This is a genomic window from Bradyrhizobium sp. ORS 86 (genome assembly GCF_045571475.1).
Taxonomy (GTDB): domain Bacteria; phylum Pseudomonadota; class Alphaproteobacteria; order Rhizobiales; family Xanthobacteraceae; genus Bradyrhizobium.
Genome location: NZ_CP120699.1, coordinates 6,761,147 through 6,775,576, shown reverse-complemented (window position 1 = coordinate 6,775,576; position 14,430 = coordinate 6,761,147). Strand labels below are relative to the sequence as shown.

Genomic DNA, 14,430 nt, shown 5'->3' with positions numbered 1-14,430 from the left:
GGGTCTCCAAGGCTTACGCTCCGATCGCGATTTTCGGCTCGGCGTCGGCGTTCGCCTTCATTTCCTTCAGCGCGCGGCGGTACTCCACCGGCATCACCTTGCGGAATTTCGGCAGCCACGTCGTCCAGTTCGCGAGGATCTCGGCGGCCTTCTTCGAGCCGGTCAGCTTGGCGTGGCGCGTGATCAGGACGTGCAGCCGCTCGACGTCGGAGTCGAGCAGGTTCTGGAACACATCGACCCGGCCATGCGCCTCGAGATCGCCGGAGTGATGGTAGGTGCCGGCATTGATCATCTCCTCCGACAGCACCGGCTCGAGCTCGACCATCGCGAGATTGCAGAGCTTGGCGAAGTCGCCGGCCTCGTCCAGCACATAGGCGATACCGCCGGACATGCCGGCCGCGAAGTTGCGTCCGGTCTTGCCGAGCACGACCACGATACCGCCGGTCATGTATTCGCAGCAATGGTCGCCTGAGCCTTCGACGACCGCGACCGCGCCGGAGTTGCGCACCGCGAAGCGCTCGCCGGCGATGCCGCGGAAGTAGCACTCGCCCGCGATCGCGCCGTACATCACGGTGTTGCCGACGATGATCGACTCTTCGGGAACGATGCCGGAGACCTTCGGCGGCTTGATGATGATGCGGCCGCCGGAGAGGCCCTTGCCGACATAGTCGTTGCCTTCACCCTCGAGCTCGAAGGTGACGCCCTTGGCGAGCCAAGCGCCGAACGCCTGTCCCGCCGTGCCCTTTAGGTCGACATGGATGGTGTCGAGCGGCAGCCCCTCGTGGCCGTAGATCTTGGCCACCGCGCCCGACAGCATCGCGCCGGCGGAACGGTCGGTGTTGTGGATCTCTTCCTCGATCCTGACCGGCGCGCCGCGATCGAGCGCGGCCTGCGCCTTCTCGATCAGCCGGCGGTCGAGCACGGCCTCCAGATGATGGTTCTGTGCTTCCGAGTGATAGATGGTCTGACCCTTCTCCTCCGGTTGCCGCACGAACAGCTTGGAGAAGTCGAGGCCCTTGGCCTTCCAGTGCGAGACCAACGCGGTCTGGTCCAGCATCTGGACCTGGCCGACCATCTCATCGAACTTCCGGTAGCCGAGCTGCGCCATGATCTCGCGCACTTCCTCGGCGACGAAGAAGAAGTAGTTGATGACGTGCTCGGGCTGGCCGGTGAAGCGCTTGCGCAGCACAGGATCCTGGGTCGCGACGCCGACCGGGCAGGTGTTGAGATGGCACTTGCGCATCATGATGCAGCCCGCCGCGATCAGCGGCGCGGTGGCGAAGCCGAACTCGTCGGCGCCGAGCAGCGCGCCGATCACGACGTCACGGCCGGTACGGAAGCCGCCGTCGACCTGCACCGCGATGCGGCTGCGCAGCCGCTGGCGCACCAGCGTCTGGTGGGTTTCGGCGAGACCGATTTCCCACGGCGAGCCGGCATGCTTGATCGAGGTCAGCGGGGAGGCACCGGTGCCGCCCTCGAAGCCCGCGATGGTGACATGGTCGGCGCGCGCCTTGGCGACGCCGGCGGCAACCGTGCCGACGCCGACCTCGGAGACGAGCTTGACCGAGACCTGACCGTCCGGATTGACGTTCTTGAGGTCGTAGATCAGTTGGGCGAGATCCTCGATCGAGTAGATGTCGTGATGTGGCGGCGGCGAGATCAGGCCGACGCCCGGCGTCGAATGCCGGACCTTGGCGATCGTCGCGTCGACCTTGTGGCCGGGCAACTGGCCGCCTTCGCCGGGCTTGGCGCCCTGCGCCATCTTGATCTGCATCATGTCGGAGTTGACGAGATACTCCGTGGTCACGCCGAACCGGCCCGAGGCGACCTGCTTGATCGCCGAGCGCATCGAATCGCCGTTCGGCAGCGGCTTGAAGCGATCGGCTTCCTCGCCGCCTTCGCCGGTGTTCGACTTGCCGCCGATCCGGTTCATGGCGATCGCGAGCGTGGTGTGCGCCTCGCGCGAGATCGAGCCGAACGACATCGCACCGGTCGAGAAGCGCTTGACGATCTCCTTGGCCGGTTCGACCTCGTCGAGCTTGATCGGCTTGCGCTTGTCGTCCTCGGCGGTCTTGATCCGGAACAGGCCGCGCAACGTCAACAGCCGCTCGGACTGCTCGTTGAGGATCTTGGCAAATGCCCGATAGCGCTCCTGCGAGTTGCCGCGGACGGCATGCTGCAGCGTCGAGACCGATTCCGCGGTCCAGGCGTGGTCCTCGCCACGGGTGCGGAAGGCATATTCGCCGCCGACGTCGAGCGCGTTCTTGTAGACTTGTGCGTCACCGAACGCGTCGGTGTGACGCCGCACCGTCTCCTCGGCGATCTCGGCGAGGCCAACGCCTTCGATACGGGTGTGGGTGCCGGCAAAGTACTTGGCGACGAAATCGGCCTTCAGGCCGACTGCGTCGAAGATCTGCGCGCCGCAATAGGACTGGTAGGTCGAGATGCCCATCTTGGACATCACCTTGAGCAGGCCCTTGCCGATCGACTTGATGTAGCGCTTGACGATCTCATAGTCGTCGAGGCCGCCGGGCAGCTTGTCCTTCATCGCGAGGATGGTTTCGAACGCGAGATAGGGATTGATCGCCTCGGCGCCGTAGCCTGCGAGACAGGCAAAGTGATGCACCTCACGCGGCTCGCCGGATTCGACCACGAGGCCGACCGAGGTGCGCAAGCCCGTGCGGATCAGATGATGATGCACGGCGGCGCAGGCGAGCAGCGACGGGATCGGAATCCGGTCGGTGCCGGTCATGCGGTCGGACAGGATGATGATGTTGATGCCCTCGCGCACCGCGCCCTCGGCGCGCGCACAGAGCTCGTCGAGCACCTGCTCCATGCCCGCCGCGCCGAAGCCGGCGTGGAAGGTGGTGTCGAGCGTGCGCGACTTGAAGTGGGTCTCGGCGACGTCGGAGATCGAACGGATCTTCTCGAGGTCGGCGTCGGTGAGGATCGGCTGGCGCACTTCGAGGCGCTTGGTCGAGGCCAGTCCTTGCAGGTCGAACAGGTTCGGCCGCGGCCCGATGATCGAGACAAGACTCATCACCAGCTCCTCGCGGATCGGATCGATCGGCGGGTTGGTGACCTGCGCGAAGTTCTGCTTGAAATAGGTGAAGAGCTGCTTCGGCCGATCAGACAGCGCCGAGATCGGCGTGTCGTTGCCCATCGAGCCGGCGGCTTCCTCGCCGATGGCCGCCATCGGCGTCATCAGGATGGTGATGTCCTCCTGGCTGTAGCCGAACGCCTGCTGCCGATCGAGCAATGGCAGGTTCGAGCGCACGCCCTTGGTCCGCGCATCCGGCAGCTCCTCGAGCTGCATCTGGGTGCGCTGCAGCCAGTCGCTGTAGGGGTGGCTCTTGGCGAGGTCGGCCTTGATCTCGTCGTCTGGAATCAGGCGGCCCTGCTCGAGGTCGACAAGCAGCATCTTGCCGGGTTGCAGCCGCCACTTGGTGACGATCTGCTCCTCCGGAATGGTCAGCACGCCCATCTCGGACGCCATCACGATGCGGTCGTCCTTGGTCACGAGATAGCGCGCCGGGCGCAGGCCGTTGCGGTCGAGCGTGGCGCCGATCTTGCGGCCGTCGGTGAAGGCGATCGCGGCCGGACCGTCCCACGGCTCCATCAGCGCGGCGTGATATTCGTAGAAGGCGCGGCGCTGCTCATCCATCAGGGGATTGCCGGCCCACGCTTCCGGAATCATCATCATCACCGCGTGCGGCAGCGAGTAGCCGCCCTGCACGAGGAATTCGAGCGCGTTGTCGAAGCAGGCGGTGTCGCTCTGGCCTTCGTAGGAGATCGGCCACAGACGGCTGATATCCTTGCCGTAGAGCTCCGAATGCACGGAGGCCTGGCGCGCCGCCATCCAGTTGACGTTGCCGCGCAGCGTATTGATCTCGCCGTTATGGGCGATCATCCGGTAGGGATGCGCCAGCGACCAGGTCGGGAAGGTGTTGGTCGAGAAGCGCTGATGCACCAGCGCGAGCGCGCTCTCGAAGTCCGCCTCGTGCAGATCGGGATAGTACTTGCCGAGCTGGTCGGCGAGGAACATGCCCTTGTAGATCACGGTGCGGCACGACATCGAGCACACGTAGTAGCCGGACATGCCGCGGTCGCGGCGCTGGTAGATCGCCTGCGAGATCGACTTGCGCAGGATGTAGAGCCGGCGCTCGAAGTCGTCGTCGCTGCTCGCGGCGCCGTTGCGGCCGATGAAGACCTGCATGTGGTAGGGTTCGGTCGGCTTCACGGTGACGCCGAGCGAGGAATTGTCTGATGGCACGTCGCGCCAGCCGAGCAGCTTGAAGCCCTCGTTCTTGATCTCGTCGGCGATGATGCTCTTGATCACGTTGCGCCACGCCGAATCGCGCGGCATGAACAGCGCGCCGATGGCGTAATCACCGGGCTTCGGCAGCTTGAAGCCGAGCTCGGCGGCCTTGCGTGCGAAGAAAGCGTGCGCGATCTGCACCAGAATGCCGGCGCCATCACCGGCGCGCGGGTCGGCGCCGACGGCGCCGCGGTGCTCGAGATTGCAGAGGATGCTCAGCGCGTCGGAGACGATCTGGTGCGACTTCTGGCCCTTGATGTTGGCGATGAAGCCGACGCCGCAGGAGTCCTTTTCCAGGCTCGGGTCGAACAGGCCTTCGGCTTTCGGGCGCCAGGTATGGAGCTCAAGCGGGTGGAGTTCACGGGCAGGCCCGGCGGCTTTCGAGTCCGCGGTCGCCGACAGCGTTCCTGCCACGATGGTTTCGCGCTCGAATTCCGACCCGCTCATGTGTCCTCTCCCTTTCGTAAAGGGGCCTCACTGTCATTGGCGCACCTTGGGCGTTGCGGCACCCACCGGGGCCACCGCTCGTCCGCCGCGAGCCGCAATTTCTTTAATTCAGGCGAGGGGCGTTCAACGTCCCTGAGGAACGGCCCTGCCTGCAGCATTCTCGGAGCCCGGGGCACCGAGGTTCCGTAGCAATCCCTATGCCGGGATGGCCCCGAAATTGAGACAGCTTTGCTGTCCTAACTCCGACCTTGCCAAATTTTTGTCTATCACACAAGCGCGCGAAAGTCCTCGCCCGCATGCTCGAATCGGACGTCTCGGCAGGCGCGAACCGCCCCTGATTTGAAGCAAACGCGCCGTGATGTGGCCCAGGGACCGACCAAGGACCGCCGGAATTCATCATGAAATTTCGGGCAGGGCAACCGGCAAGAGAGCGCGAACGCTCCATAGGCGGGGGCAGACAGGAGCTACGGCGATGAAGTTGTACACAGGTTGGATTGCGGCAGCCGGTCTGGCGCTCAGCGCCGCGTCGGCGCAGGCGCAGTTGCTGACCCCCGCTCGGTTCGGCAGTCCGTCCCTGGTCAGGGTCTCCGATCTGGACGGGCCCTATGCTGCCGTGCCGCCGCCGGACATCCCGCCGCCGCCCCGCTATGGCCGGGTTCCGACCCTGCTCCCGCCGATGGAGGTCTACACGGTGCTGCGCGAGAACGGGTACCTGCCGCTCGGCGCTCCGCGGCAGCGCGGCTTCGTCTACACCATCTCGGTGATCGACCGCGACGGCGCGGACGGGCGGCTGGTGATCGATGCCCGCAACGGCCGGATCGTCAGCTTCACGCCGGCCGACCGGGTGGACGACGATTACGACAACGAGCCGACCGCGGCCTACGGGCCGATCGGCCCGATGCTGCGCCCGATCCAGGCCCGGGTGCCGCGGCCGCCGCTACCGATCCCGCATGTTGCGCGCCGCGCGGTGCCGAAGCGGAGCCCGCTCGCAGCCAAGCCCGCGCCGGCGCCAGCTCCGGCCCAGGCTGCCGTTGCGCCATCTGCTCCTCCGCAGGCGGCGGCACCCGCGCCGGCCCCTCAGGCTGTTGCCGCCGCGCCAAAGCCCGCGGAAGCCCGGGCTGCTGCACCCGAGGCTGCGCCTGCGCAGGCTGCGGCACCGACGATCGGCCAGTCAGCCCCTCCCGCAGCGGCGGCCGCGCCCGCGATCTTGCCGACGCAGGAGATGCCGAAGGTGCAAGGATTTGAATAGAATGCGAAGCCCGGATGGAGCGGAGAGACTGGGCAAGAACTATATTGTGGGCTGACGAGATCGTGGAAGCGAAATCCGGCAGCGTCCTCACCTCCCCTTGAAAAGGGGAGGTCGCTTTGCTCGCCAGAGCAAAGCGGGTGGGGATCAACTCTCTCCATGACCAGCGTCGCGTGCGGCTGACCCCCATCCCGACCTTCTCCCTTTCGGGGGGAAGGAGAAGAGAGCGTGCGTACTCCGGATGGAGCCAACAAAAAACGCCCCGGTGTCCCGGGGCGTTTTCGCGTGCGGCCAATATCTGCCGACGCTGGAGGTTGATTAGGCAGCGACCTTGTCAGCCGAGCCGTCGACGACCTGCGGGGCCTTCTCGCCGCCGCCGATCGGAATGCTGCGGGGCTTCTTGGCCTCGGGGATCTCGCGGACGAGATCGACGTGGAGCAGGCCGTTCTCGAGCGAAGCGTTCTTCACCTGCACGAAGTCGGCAAGCTGGAAGATGCGCTCGAAGGCGCGCGAGGCGATGCCGCGGTAGAGCACTTCCGAGCTGTTGCCGGAGTTCTCGTTGGCGGTTTTCTCGCCCTTGATCGTCAGCGTGTTTTCCTTCGCGACGATCGAAAGCTCGGCCTGCGAGAAGCCGGAGACCGCAACGCTGATCCGGTAAGCGTTCTCGCCGGTGCGCTCGATGTTGTAGGGGGGATAGCCGGGGCTGCCGTCCGAGGTTACCTGGTCGAGCAGGTTGAAGAGGCGGTCGAAGCCGACGGTGGAACGATAGAACGGGGTGAGATCATAGCTACGCATAGGGTAGTCCTCCATTGAGCGACTGCTTCGGTTACCCGCCCGCCATCGGGCCGGGCTTAGATGTGTGCAGCCTGATGTTCCGGTTCCGAAACACTGGTAGCGGCCTGCACTTGAGTGATATGGGAGGGGCTATGTCGCATTCAAGAGGCGGAAAGCGCGTCGCTTTTTGGCGCCCGCGCGTTTGATCCCCGCCTCTCCACCTTGCCGGTTCCCTGCATGACACTGGTCTCGATTCCCGCCAATCCGGTTCCGGAAGACGTCGTCAGCGGCATGATCAAGACCCCGGACGGAGCGGAGTTGCGCTTCGCGCGCTGGGCGCCGCCGCCCGGCCGCAAGGGCACTGTCTGCGTGTTTACCGGGCGCGGCGAGATGATCGAAAAGTATTTCGAAACCGTGCGCGACTTGCGCGACCGCGGTTTTGCGGTGGCGATGATCGACTGGCGTGGGCAGGGCCACTCGTCGCGGCGGCTGCGCGATCGGCGCAAGGGCTATGTGCGCGATTTCGCCGACTACGAGATCGACGTCGAGGCTTTCGTGCAGCAGGTGGTGTTGCCGGATTGTCCGCCGCCCTATTTCGCGCTGGCGCATTCGATGGGCGGAGCGGTGATGTTGCGGCTCGCGCATGCGGGCAAGCGCTGGTTCGACCGCATGGTGCTCTCGGCTCCAATGATCGATCTGCCGGGCCGCCGCGTGTCCTTCTTCCCGAGCGCGCTGTTGCGGCTGATGCGATGGACCGGGCAGGGCGGCAATTATGTTCCGGGCGGCAGCGACAAGCTCGTCGGCCTGTCCGAGTTCGCCGGCAATCCCCTGACCAGCGATCCCGTGCGCTACGCCCGCAACGCAGCGATCCTGGAGGAAGACGCGACGCTCGGCATCGCGGCGCCGACGGTCGCCTGGGCCGACACCGCATTCACCGCAATGCGCACCTTCCGCGGCCTGTCCTATCCGTCGGACATCCGCCAGCCGATCCTGATGATCGCGGCGAGCAATGACGAGGTGGTGTCGACGCCGGCGATCGAGGAGTTCGCCTATCATCTGCGCGCCGGCTCGCATCTCGTGATCGCCGGCTGCAAGCACGAGATCCTGCAGGAGCAGGATCGCTACCGCGCGCAATTCTGGGCGGCGTTCGACGCCTTCGTGCCGGGCACGCCGCTGTTCAAGTGAGCGGCCAGAAGATCGATCTTGCGAAGTCGACGGCTCAGCGATTGAGCAGCGCGACGATCCGGTCAGGAAAGCGGCGCTCGACAAACAACGTCCTGACCTCGGCGACGCTGAGATAGCGATCACGGCCTTCACCCTTGCCCATGATGTCGAGCAGCACCGGCCACTCGCCGAGCATCAGCAGCGGGTAATAGCAGCGCCGGATTGCGTAGAACCGGGAATGCTCATCCTTGGCGCGCTGGAAATTGGCGGCCATGAAAGCCTTGATGTCGGACGCCGACAGCCCGCGTTCGACGCTTCCGTCGGGGCTCTTGTAGTCCTTGCCGAACGTGGCGAGGCGCGTGATCTCGTCCTCATGCACCACGGCATGCTGGTCGAGGATGCGCGAGCCGGCGCCGTGCTTGTCGAGCGGGCCGTTGCGCAGCTCGTCGAGGATGGCGCCCTTGATCAGGCTGCGCAGTTGGCTGAACGGACCGAGTCCGTTTGCGATCTGCGCGACCAGGAAGATCTGCACACCCGCGATCAGCGCCGGCAGGCCGGTCTTGCCGGTGGTGCGATCGATCGTCCGGGTCAACTCGGGCAGCGGCACGACATGGCCGCCGACATGGTTGCCGGCGACCAGCGCGCGCAGAAACGGGCAGGGATTATCGGGTGAAACCTGCGGGGCGGGCGCCTCGCGCGCGGCCAGATCGGGCATGAAACCACATCCTGAAACGTCTTCAGTCCAAAAACCACCAGTTGCCAAGCGATGAATTGGCTCAGGAATCTGCGGCGAATTTTGACGCAGATGCAACCAAGGCGAGCTTGCCGAAGGGCACGCCGGCTTTCAAGAGCCCCTCGCGATAATGGGCGATATCCGCCGGGTTCTTCCAGTGGAAATTGCGCAAGTGCCGTTCGACCGTCAGCTTCGGATAATTGCCCAGCAACGCCTGGGCGGCCTCTTTGGCCTCGCTCGAACGTCCGAGTTGAGCCAGCGCTGCGGCGCGTATCGCGAGCCCCTGCAGGTGGTTCGGGTTGAGATAGAGCGCCTCGCGCGACCACGACAGCGATGCGTCATATTGCCCGAGCAGATAATGACTGAACGCGTTCAGCGCCGCCCATTGATAGCGCGGGTCGCTGTTGCCGCGCTGGACCGCCGCCGAAAACAACTCGACCGCCCTGCGATGGTCGCCGATCACCATGTGGCAGATCCCGAGCACGCCGCGCGCGCCCATGTCGTAGGGATTGAGCTCGATTGCCCGCTTGATCGCGTCCATCGCAGCTTCGTAATGGCCCTGCATCGCGTGCAGATAGGCCAGCAGCGAAAACGCAAACGACGAACGCGGGTCGAGCCGGACGCTGCTCTCGGCCAGGCTGACCGATGATGCCCACAGCTCGCGCGTGCTTTGAATCCAGCCGAACTGGACGCCCTGGATCTGGATCAGCGCGAGATAGGCGCGCGCGATCGAAAGGCCGGGATCGAGCTCGATCGCTTCCCTGAACAGGGCGATTGCGGTTTCGAAATCATCCTTGGTCTGCTGGTAGTAGTGCGACAGGCCCTTGAGGAAGCGATCCCACGCCGTCAACTCCGAATTCGGCGAGCGTGCCGGCGCGGAGGCTTCGGCGCGATAGATTTCCTGGGCGACCGCGGCGGAGAGGTTGGCCGTGATCTCGTCCTGCATCGCGAACAGGTCGCCCATGTCGCGGTCGTAGCGCCCGGTCCATAGCTGCTCGCCCTTCTCTGGCGCGATCAATTCGGCGGTGACGCGGATCTTGTTGCCGGCGCGCCGCACCGAGCCCTGGATCAGATAGGTCGCGTCGATCTCGCGCGCGATCAGGCGGGTGCTGACGTTCTTGCCCTTGTAGGCGAAGGTCGAGTTCCGGCTCAGCACGCGATAGAAGGATTGCAGCGACAGCGCGTGGATCAGATCCTCGGTCAGGCCGTCGGAGAAATATTCGTCGGCGCTGCCGCTGAGATTGTCGAATGGCAGCACGCCGACGATCGCGGTCCGGTACTGGCCCGGCAGGTGCGGTCCCTCCTGCGGGCGCATCTCCTGGACGTCCGATCCGGCCGGCGACCAGGTCCAGACATTGATCGGCTCGACGATGTTCTTGAAGCGGTGCGGGCCGGCGTCGATCAGGGTGACGGCAAGCCGCCGCCCCGCCTCGGTGCGGGCCTTCTCCGACACCGCGATGCCGCCGGGGGCCGCGACCGTCTCGAGGCGGACAGCGATGTTGACGTCGTCGCCGAACACTTCGTCCTCGTCGGCCATGACGTCGCCCATATGGACGCCCATCCGGAAATGCATGGCGCGATCGGCCGGCAGGTGCTCGTTGCGTTCGGCCATCAGGGTCTGCATCGTGACCGCGGCCTCGATGGCGCCAATGATGCTCGGAAATTCCAGCAGGAAGCCGTCGCCCGTATTTTTGACGATCCGGCCGCCATGGTTGAGGATGATGGGATAGATCGCGCTGCGATGGGCCTTGAACGAGGCGTGCGTGCCCGCCTCGTCGGCACCCATCATGCGGGAATAACCGGCGATATCAGCGCAAAGAATGGCAGCGAGCCGTCTCTCCATGTCTCCTGTGCCCTGGATGGCCACTCAGCCGACGTGACCGAATCCAATACTTACAAGACATGCCGGGCCTGGCGGAAGTTCGGTTTACAGGCAGCTATAATGCATTGTAGCAGAAATGGCATGCTCCGAACGGACACGACGGTCCAGTTCTCTACCGGATTCATGTGTCGTTCGGATGGCGCGATCCTTTCCGCTTTCTTACCGCCATAGGTTAGTGTCGCTGAGATGCTCGGAATTCACGAACTCTGGCTGTTTATTTTCTCCGGCCTGGTGCTCAACATCACCCCGGGGCCGGATACCGCCTACATTATCGGCCGTAGCATCCAGCTCGGATGGCGCGGCGGGGCCGCTGCCGCGATCGGCATTAGTTGCGGCTGCCTGGTTCACGTGCTGGGCGCGGCGATCGGATTATCGGCGCTGCTGATGGCGTCCTCGGCCGCGTTCCTGGTCGTGAAGCTGGTCGGTGCGGCCTATCTGGTGCTGACCGGCCTGCAAATGCTGCTGTCCCGCGTGAAGCCGATCGCGGAGATCACGGCGCCGGGCGGCGAGACCTCGATCTCCCGGGTGTTCTGGCAGGGAGCGCTGACCAACATTCTCAACCCCAAGGTGGCGCTGTTCTTCCTGGCCTTCCTGCCGCAATTCGTGGCGGCGGACTCGCAGCACAAGCCGCTCGCCTTCCTGGTGCTGGGGCTGATCTTCATCGTCAACGGCACGCTGTGGTGCCTCGGCGTCGCGGCGTTTGCATCGCGAGCCGCCGGTCGTATCCGGCAATCCGCTGGCGTCATTGCCTGGATCAACCGTTCGCTCGGCGGCCTCTTCATCTATCTGGGCTTTCGCGTCGCCATGCTGGAAGCGCGCTAGCACGGCGTTCGGCTCGTCCGAAGAGAAGGCGCGGCTAGCCGTGCAGCTTCAGCAGCGCGCTGCCGGCGAGATAGATGCCGAGCAGGATCATCGAGATCAGGAACCAGCGGCGGAATACGTCCGGCTCCATCCGGGAGCGGACGGCCTGGCCGATGAACATCCCGACAAAGGATGCGGCCATGGCGACCGCGCCGGGCAGTGCAGTGGCCGCGGTCAACAGGCCCGCGGCGGTGAGGTTGAAGGCCAACGCAACAGTTGCGGTGGTGAAAAAGACGCCGAGCGCCTGCACCAACTCGTCTCTCTCCATCCCGATCGCCTGCATGAACGGCATCGAGGGAATGACCTGGACGCCCGTTGCGGCCGAGATCAATCCGGTCATGACGCCGACAATGCCGCCGATCCATTTCTCGTCACGCCGCGCAACCTTGAAGCGGAACTTGCTCAGGCCGACGATCGCGTAGATCACCAGCAGCAATCCGAGGATGACCGTGCCATAGGCCGCATAAGGTCCGGTGAGGAGCCCGGCATTGAGCCAGATGCCGACCACCGTGCCGACCATCAGCGGCCACAGCCGCTTGAGGATGTCGCGGAGATAGGGACCGACAAAGGTCTGCCAGATGTTGGTGACGATCGCCGGCACGATCACGATCGCGATCGCCTGGCCCGGCGGCATCGTCACCGCGAGCAGCCCCATCGCAACCGTCGGCAGGCCGAGGCCGAGCGTGCCCTTGACGAAGCCCGCGAGCAGGAAGGCGAAGGCGATGAAGATCAGGAGATGGTCGAGCATGGCGGGACATTGACCGACGGGACCGATCGGCACAATCTGGAGGTTACGGAGTTAGCCTTCGGATAGCCCGAAGGACGGGGCGGGAAACGTCATGCGCTTCGACCTGATCGACTTGCAATTGTTCATCGCCGTGGCCGATGCGCGCAGCATCACGCAGGGCGCGACGCGGGCCAACCTTGCGCTGGCCTCGGCCAGCGAACGGATCAAGGGCCTGGAGCAAGCGTTGGGTGTCGCGCTGCTCAAGCGCGGCCGCCGCGGCGTCGAGCTGACCGCGGCCGGCGAGAGCCTGCTCGACCATGCCCGCATCGTGATTCACAATGTCGAGGCGTTGCAGGGTGATCTCGCCGCCTATGCCAGCGGTATCCGTGCCAGCGTGCTGCTGCTCGCCAACACCTCGGGGCTGTCGGAGCATCTGCCGCGGGCGCTGGCCCACTTCCTGCACGAACATCCCGACATCAATGTCGATGTCGAGGAGCGCGAGAGCACCGATATCGCGACCGCGATCGCGAGCGGCGCCGCCGATCTCGGCTTTGCCGCCGAACATGCCCTGCCCGACAGCGTCGAGCGCTTTTTGTTCAGCGAGGACCGGCTAATGCTGGTGGCCGCGCGGCGCAGCGATCTCGGCAACCGCCGCCAGATCGATTTCCACGAGGTGGTCGATCGCGACTTCGTCGGCCTGACGGCAACGACCGCCCTGCAATTGCACGTGTCCAAGCATGCCGCGAAGCTCGGCGCACGGCTGCGCTTCCGCGCCCGGCTGCGCGATTTCGACGCCATCTGCCAGATGGTGGCCGCCGACGTCGGCGTCGCCGTGGTTCCGGAAACCGCCGCGCGGCGCTGCGCGGCGGCGATGCCGATCGTCACCATCCGGATTCGCGACGCCTGGGCCAACCGCCGGCTGACGATCTGCGCGCGCAGCTTCAGGGCGTTGCCGCGACCCGCCAAGCAGCTCGTGGACTATCTGCGGGCCGAAGTGCAGCGTTGACCGAGCGGGGAGATCGCGATGCTCAAGGTGTGGGGACGGCGCAGCTCAAGATGATGGACGTGTTCAGCGTCGCAACTGAAGACCTCAGGCGTTGAGCACCTTCATCGCCGCTTCGTGCACGCGCGGGTCGCCGGCGGCGATGATGCGGCCGCCGGCCTGCGCGGGCTTGCCTTCCCAGGTGGTGACGATGCCGCCGGCGCCGGTGACGATCGGGATTAGTCCGGCGATGTCGTAGGGCTTCAGCTCGGTCTCGACCACGAGGTCGAGATGGCCGGCAGCGAGCATGCAATAGGAGTAGCAGTCGCCGCCATACCGCGTCAGCCGCGCCACCGCTTCGATGCGGCCGAAGCGGGCACGGTCGGCCTCGTTCATCAGCAGCGGGCTCGTGGTGTAGGCGGTCGCCTCCTTCAGCGAGGCGCAGCGCCGCACCGAGAGCCTTCGCTCGCCTGACGGGCCGGAATAGTGCGCCGAGCCGTTGTCGCCAGAGAAGCGCTCGCCGATATAGGGCTGGTGCATCATGCCGAACACCGGCGTACCTTTGTGCAGCAGAGCGATCAGCGTGCCCCAGATCGGAAAGCCCGCGATGAAGGATTTGGTGCCGTCGATCGGGTCGAGCACCCAGACATAATCGGCGTCCTCGCGCTCATTGCCGAATTCCTCGCCGACAATGCCATGCTGGGGGAAATTGGACTTGATCAGCCGCCGCATCACGGCCTCCGCGGCGCGGTCGGCTTCGGTGACAGGATCAAAATCGCTGGCGCTCTTGTTGTCGATCGAGAGCGACGTCCGGAAGAACGGCAGGATGGTTTCGCCGGATGCGGTCGCGAGGCGCCCGATGAAGGCTGTAAAGTCGATGACCGTCACGGCAGGTCCTTGGCAAAGCGCACGGCGCGGGTGGAAATCGCTGATGGTCTTGCCTAGCTCAATCCAGCGTGGCGCGCACGATTAACGGAACGTTATTCCCATCCTGATGGCGGTTTCGGACTTTCGAATCGGCTTCGCTTTCGAAAGCTTTCCGGCCCGGGCGCCGATCACGAAGTTGCGAGTTCTGGTATACAAGCTATGCGCACAACGCTGAACAGAAAGATCGATCTTTCGCAAACTATTGATTTGTAATAGCTAAATGTTCTCGGTGATGGCTGTTGCATATTCGCCATCCTCCGCTGGATAGCGCAGGAAATGTTTCGAAAAGTCTTGCGTTTTGTGCAGCGCGGCCGCATATTGTTGCGGTGCGGTAGCGCTTCGCGCTATCGCTGCCCTCCTTGGGCGTTT

At 64.9% G+C, this 14,430-nt stretch carries 10 protein-coding genes; 4 read left to right on the top strand and 6 right to left on the bottom strand.

The features are described 5' to 3' along the window. Positions 1-13: 13 nt before the first annotated feature. On the bottom strand, positions 14-4,765 hold the full coding sequence (gene gltB, locus P6U25_RS31185; protein ID WP_407148576.1) for a glutamate synthase large subunit: 4,752 nt from the start codon (positions 4,763-4,765) through the stop codon (positions 14-16). A 472-nt stretch (positions 4,766-5,237) separates the two neighbouring features. Here gltB and P6U25_RS31180 point away from each other — a divergent pair, with 472 nt between their 5' ends. Beyond that, positions 5,238-6,014, top strand: a complete 777-nt coding sequence (locus P6U25_RS31180; RefSeq protein ID WP_407148575.1) for a hypothetical protein — start codon at positions 5,238-5,240, stop codon at positions 6,012-6,014. 315 nt (positions 6,015-6,329) lie between these two features. On the opposite strand, the gene P6U25_RS31175 is transcribed toward P6U25_RS31180, so the two are convergent. Continuing rightward, positions 6,330-6,806 (bottom strand): Hsp20 family protein, encoded by a 477-nt coding sequence (locus P6U25_RS31175; protein WP_407148574.1) that lies wholly within the window; start codon positions 6,804-6,806, stop codon positions 6,330-6,332. Between the two features lie 216 nt (positions 6,807-7,022). On the opposite strand from P6U25_RS31175, the gene P6U25_RS31170 reads away from it, so the two are divergent. Beyond that, positions 7,023-7,970 (top strand): alpha/beta hydrolase, encoded by a 948-nt coding sequence (locus P6U25_RS31170; RefSeq protein WP_407148573.1) that lies wholly within the window; start codon positions 7,023-7,025, stop codon positions 7,968-7,970. 34 nt (positions 7,971-8,004) lie between these two features. Here the strand turns inward: P6U25_RS31170 and P6U25_RS31165 are convergent, their stop codons facing one another. Then, positions 8,005-8,664 carry a hypothetical protein gene (locus tag P6U25_RS31165; protein WP_407148572.1) on the bottom strand — a complete coding sequence of 220 codons (660 nt, stop codon included), beginning with the start codon at positions 8,662-8,664 and terminating at the stop codon, positions 8,005-8,007. 61 nt (positions 8,665-8,725) lie between these two features. Continuing rightward, positions 8,726-10,525 (bottom strand): adenylate/guanylate cyclase domain-containing protein, encoded by a 1,800-nt coding sequence (locus tag P6U25_RS31160; RefSeq protein WP_407148571.1) that lies wholly within the window; start codon positions 10,523-10,525, stop codon positions 8,726-8,728. Positions 10,526-10,750: 225 nt separating this feature from the next. On the opposite strand from P6U25_RS31160, the gene P6U25_RS31155 reads away from it, so the two are divergent. Then, positions 10,751-11,386 carry a LysE family translocator gene (locus P6U25_RS31155; protein ID WP_407148570.1) on the top strand — a complete coding sequence of 212 codons (636 nt, stop codon included), beginning with the start codon at positions 10,751-10,753 and terminating at the stop codon, positions 11,384-11,386. 34 nt (positions 11,387-11,420) lie between these two features. Here P6U25_RS31155 and P6U25_RS31150 read toward each other — a convergent pair whose 3' ends face one another. Further along, on the bottom strand, positions 11,421-12,173 hold the full coding sequence (locus P6U25_RS31150) for a sulfite exporter TauE/SafE family protein (RefSeq protein ID WP_407148569.1): 753 nt from the start codon (positions 12,171-12,173) through the stop codon (positions 11,421-11,423). 91 nt (positions 12,174-12,264) lie between these two features. On the opposite strand from P6U25_RS31150, the gene P6U25_RS31145 reads away from it, so the two are divergent. Then, positions 12,265-13,158, top strand: coding sequence for a LysR family transcriptional regulator (locus tag P6U25_RS31145; RefSeq protein ID WP_407148568.1), 894 nt, complete (start codon positions 12,265-12,267; stop codon positions 13,156-13,158). Positions 13,159-13,242: 84 nt separating this feature from the next. Here P6U25_RS31145 and hisN read toward each other — a convergent pair whose 3' ends face one another. Continuing rightward, positions 13,243-14,022: a histidinol-phosphatase gene (gene hisN / locus P6U25_RS31140; protein WP_407148567.1), complete on the bottom strand. Its 780-nt coding sequence runs from the start codon at positions 14,020-14,022 to the stop codon at positions 13,243-13,245. Positions 14,023-14,430 lie beyond the last annotated feature (408 nt).

Coding starts and splice junctions, on each gene's coding strand:
- P6U25_RS31145 (WP_407148568.1), top strand. CDS start 12,265: ATGCGCTTCGACCTGATCGACTTGCAATTGTTCATCGCCGTGGCCGAT.
- P6U25_RS31175 (WP_407148574.1), bottom strand. CDS start 6,806: ATGCGTAGCTATGATCTCACCCCGTTCTATCGTTCCACCGTCGGCTTC.
- P6U25_RS31150 (WP_407148569.1), bottom strand. CDS start 12,173: ATGCTCGACCATCTCCTGATCTTCATCGCCTTCGCCTTCCTGCTCGCG.
- P6U25_RS31180 (WP_407148575.1), top strand. CDS start 5,238: ATGAAGTTGTACACAGGTTGGATTGCGGCAGCCGGTCTGGCGCTCAGC.
- P6U25_RS31170 (WP_407148573.1), top strand. CDS start 7,023: ATGACACTGGTCTCGATTCCCGCCAATCCGGTTCCGGAAGACGTCGTC.
- gltB (WP_407148576.1), bottom strand. CDS start 4,765: ATGAGCGGGTCGGAATTCGAGCGCGAAACCATCGTGGCAGGAACGCTG.
- P6U25_RS31165 (WP_407148572.1), bottom strand. CDS start 8,664: ATGCCCGATCTGGCCGCGCGCGAGGCGCCCGCCCCGCAGGTTTCACCC.
- P6U25_RS31155 (WP_407148570.1), top strand. CDS start 10,751: ATGCTCGGAATTCACGAACTCTGGCTGTTTATTTTCTCCGGCCTGGTG.
- P6U25_RS31160 (WP_407148571.1), bottom strand. CDS start 10,525: ATGGAGAGACGGCTCGCTGCCATTCTTTGCGCTGATATCGCCGGTTAT.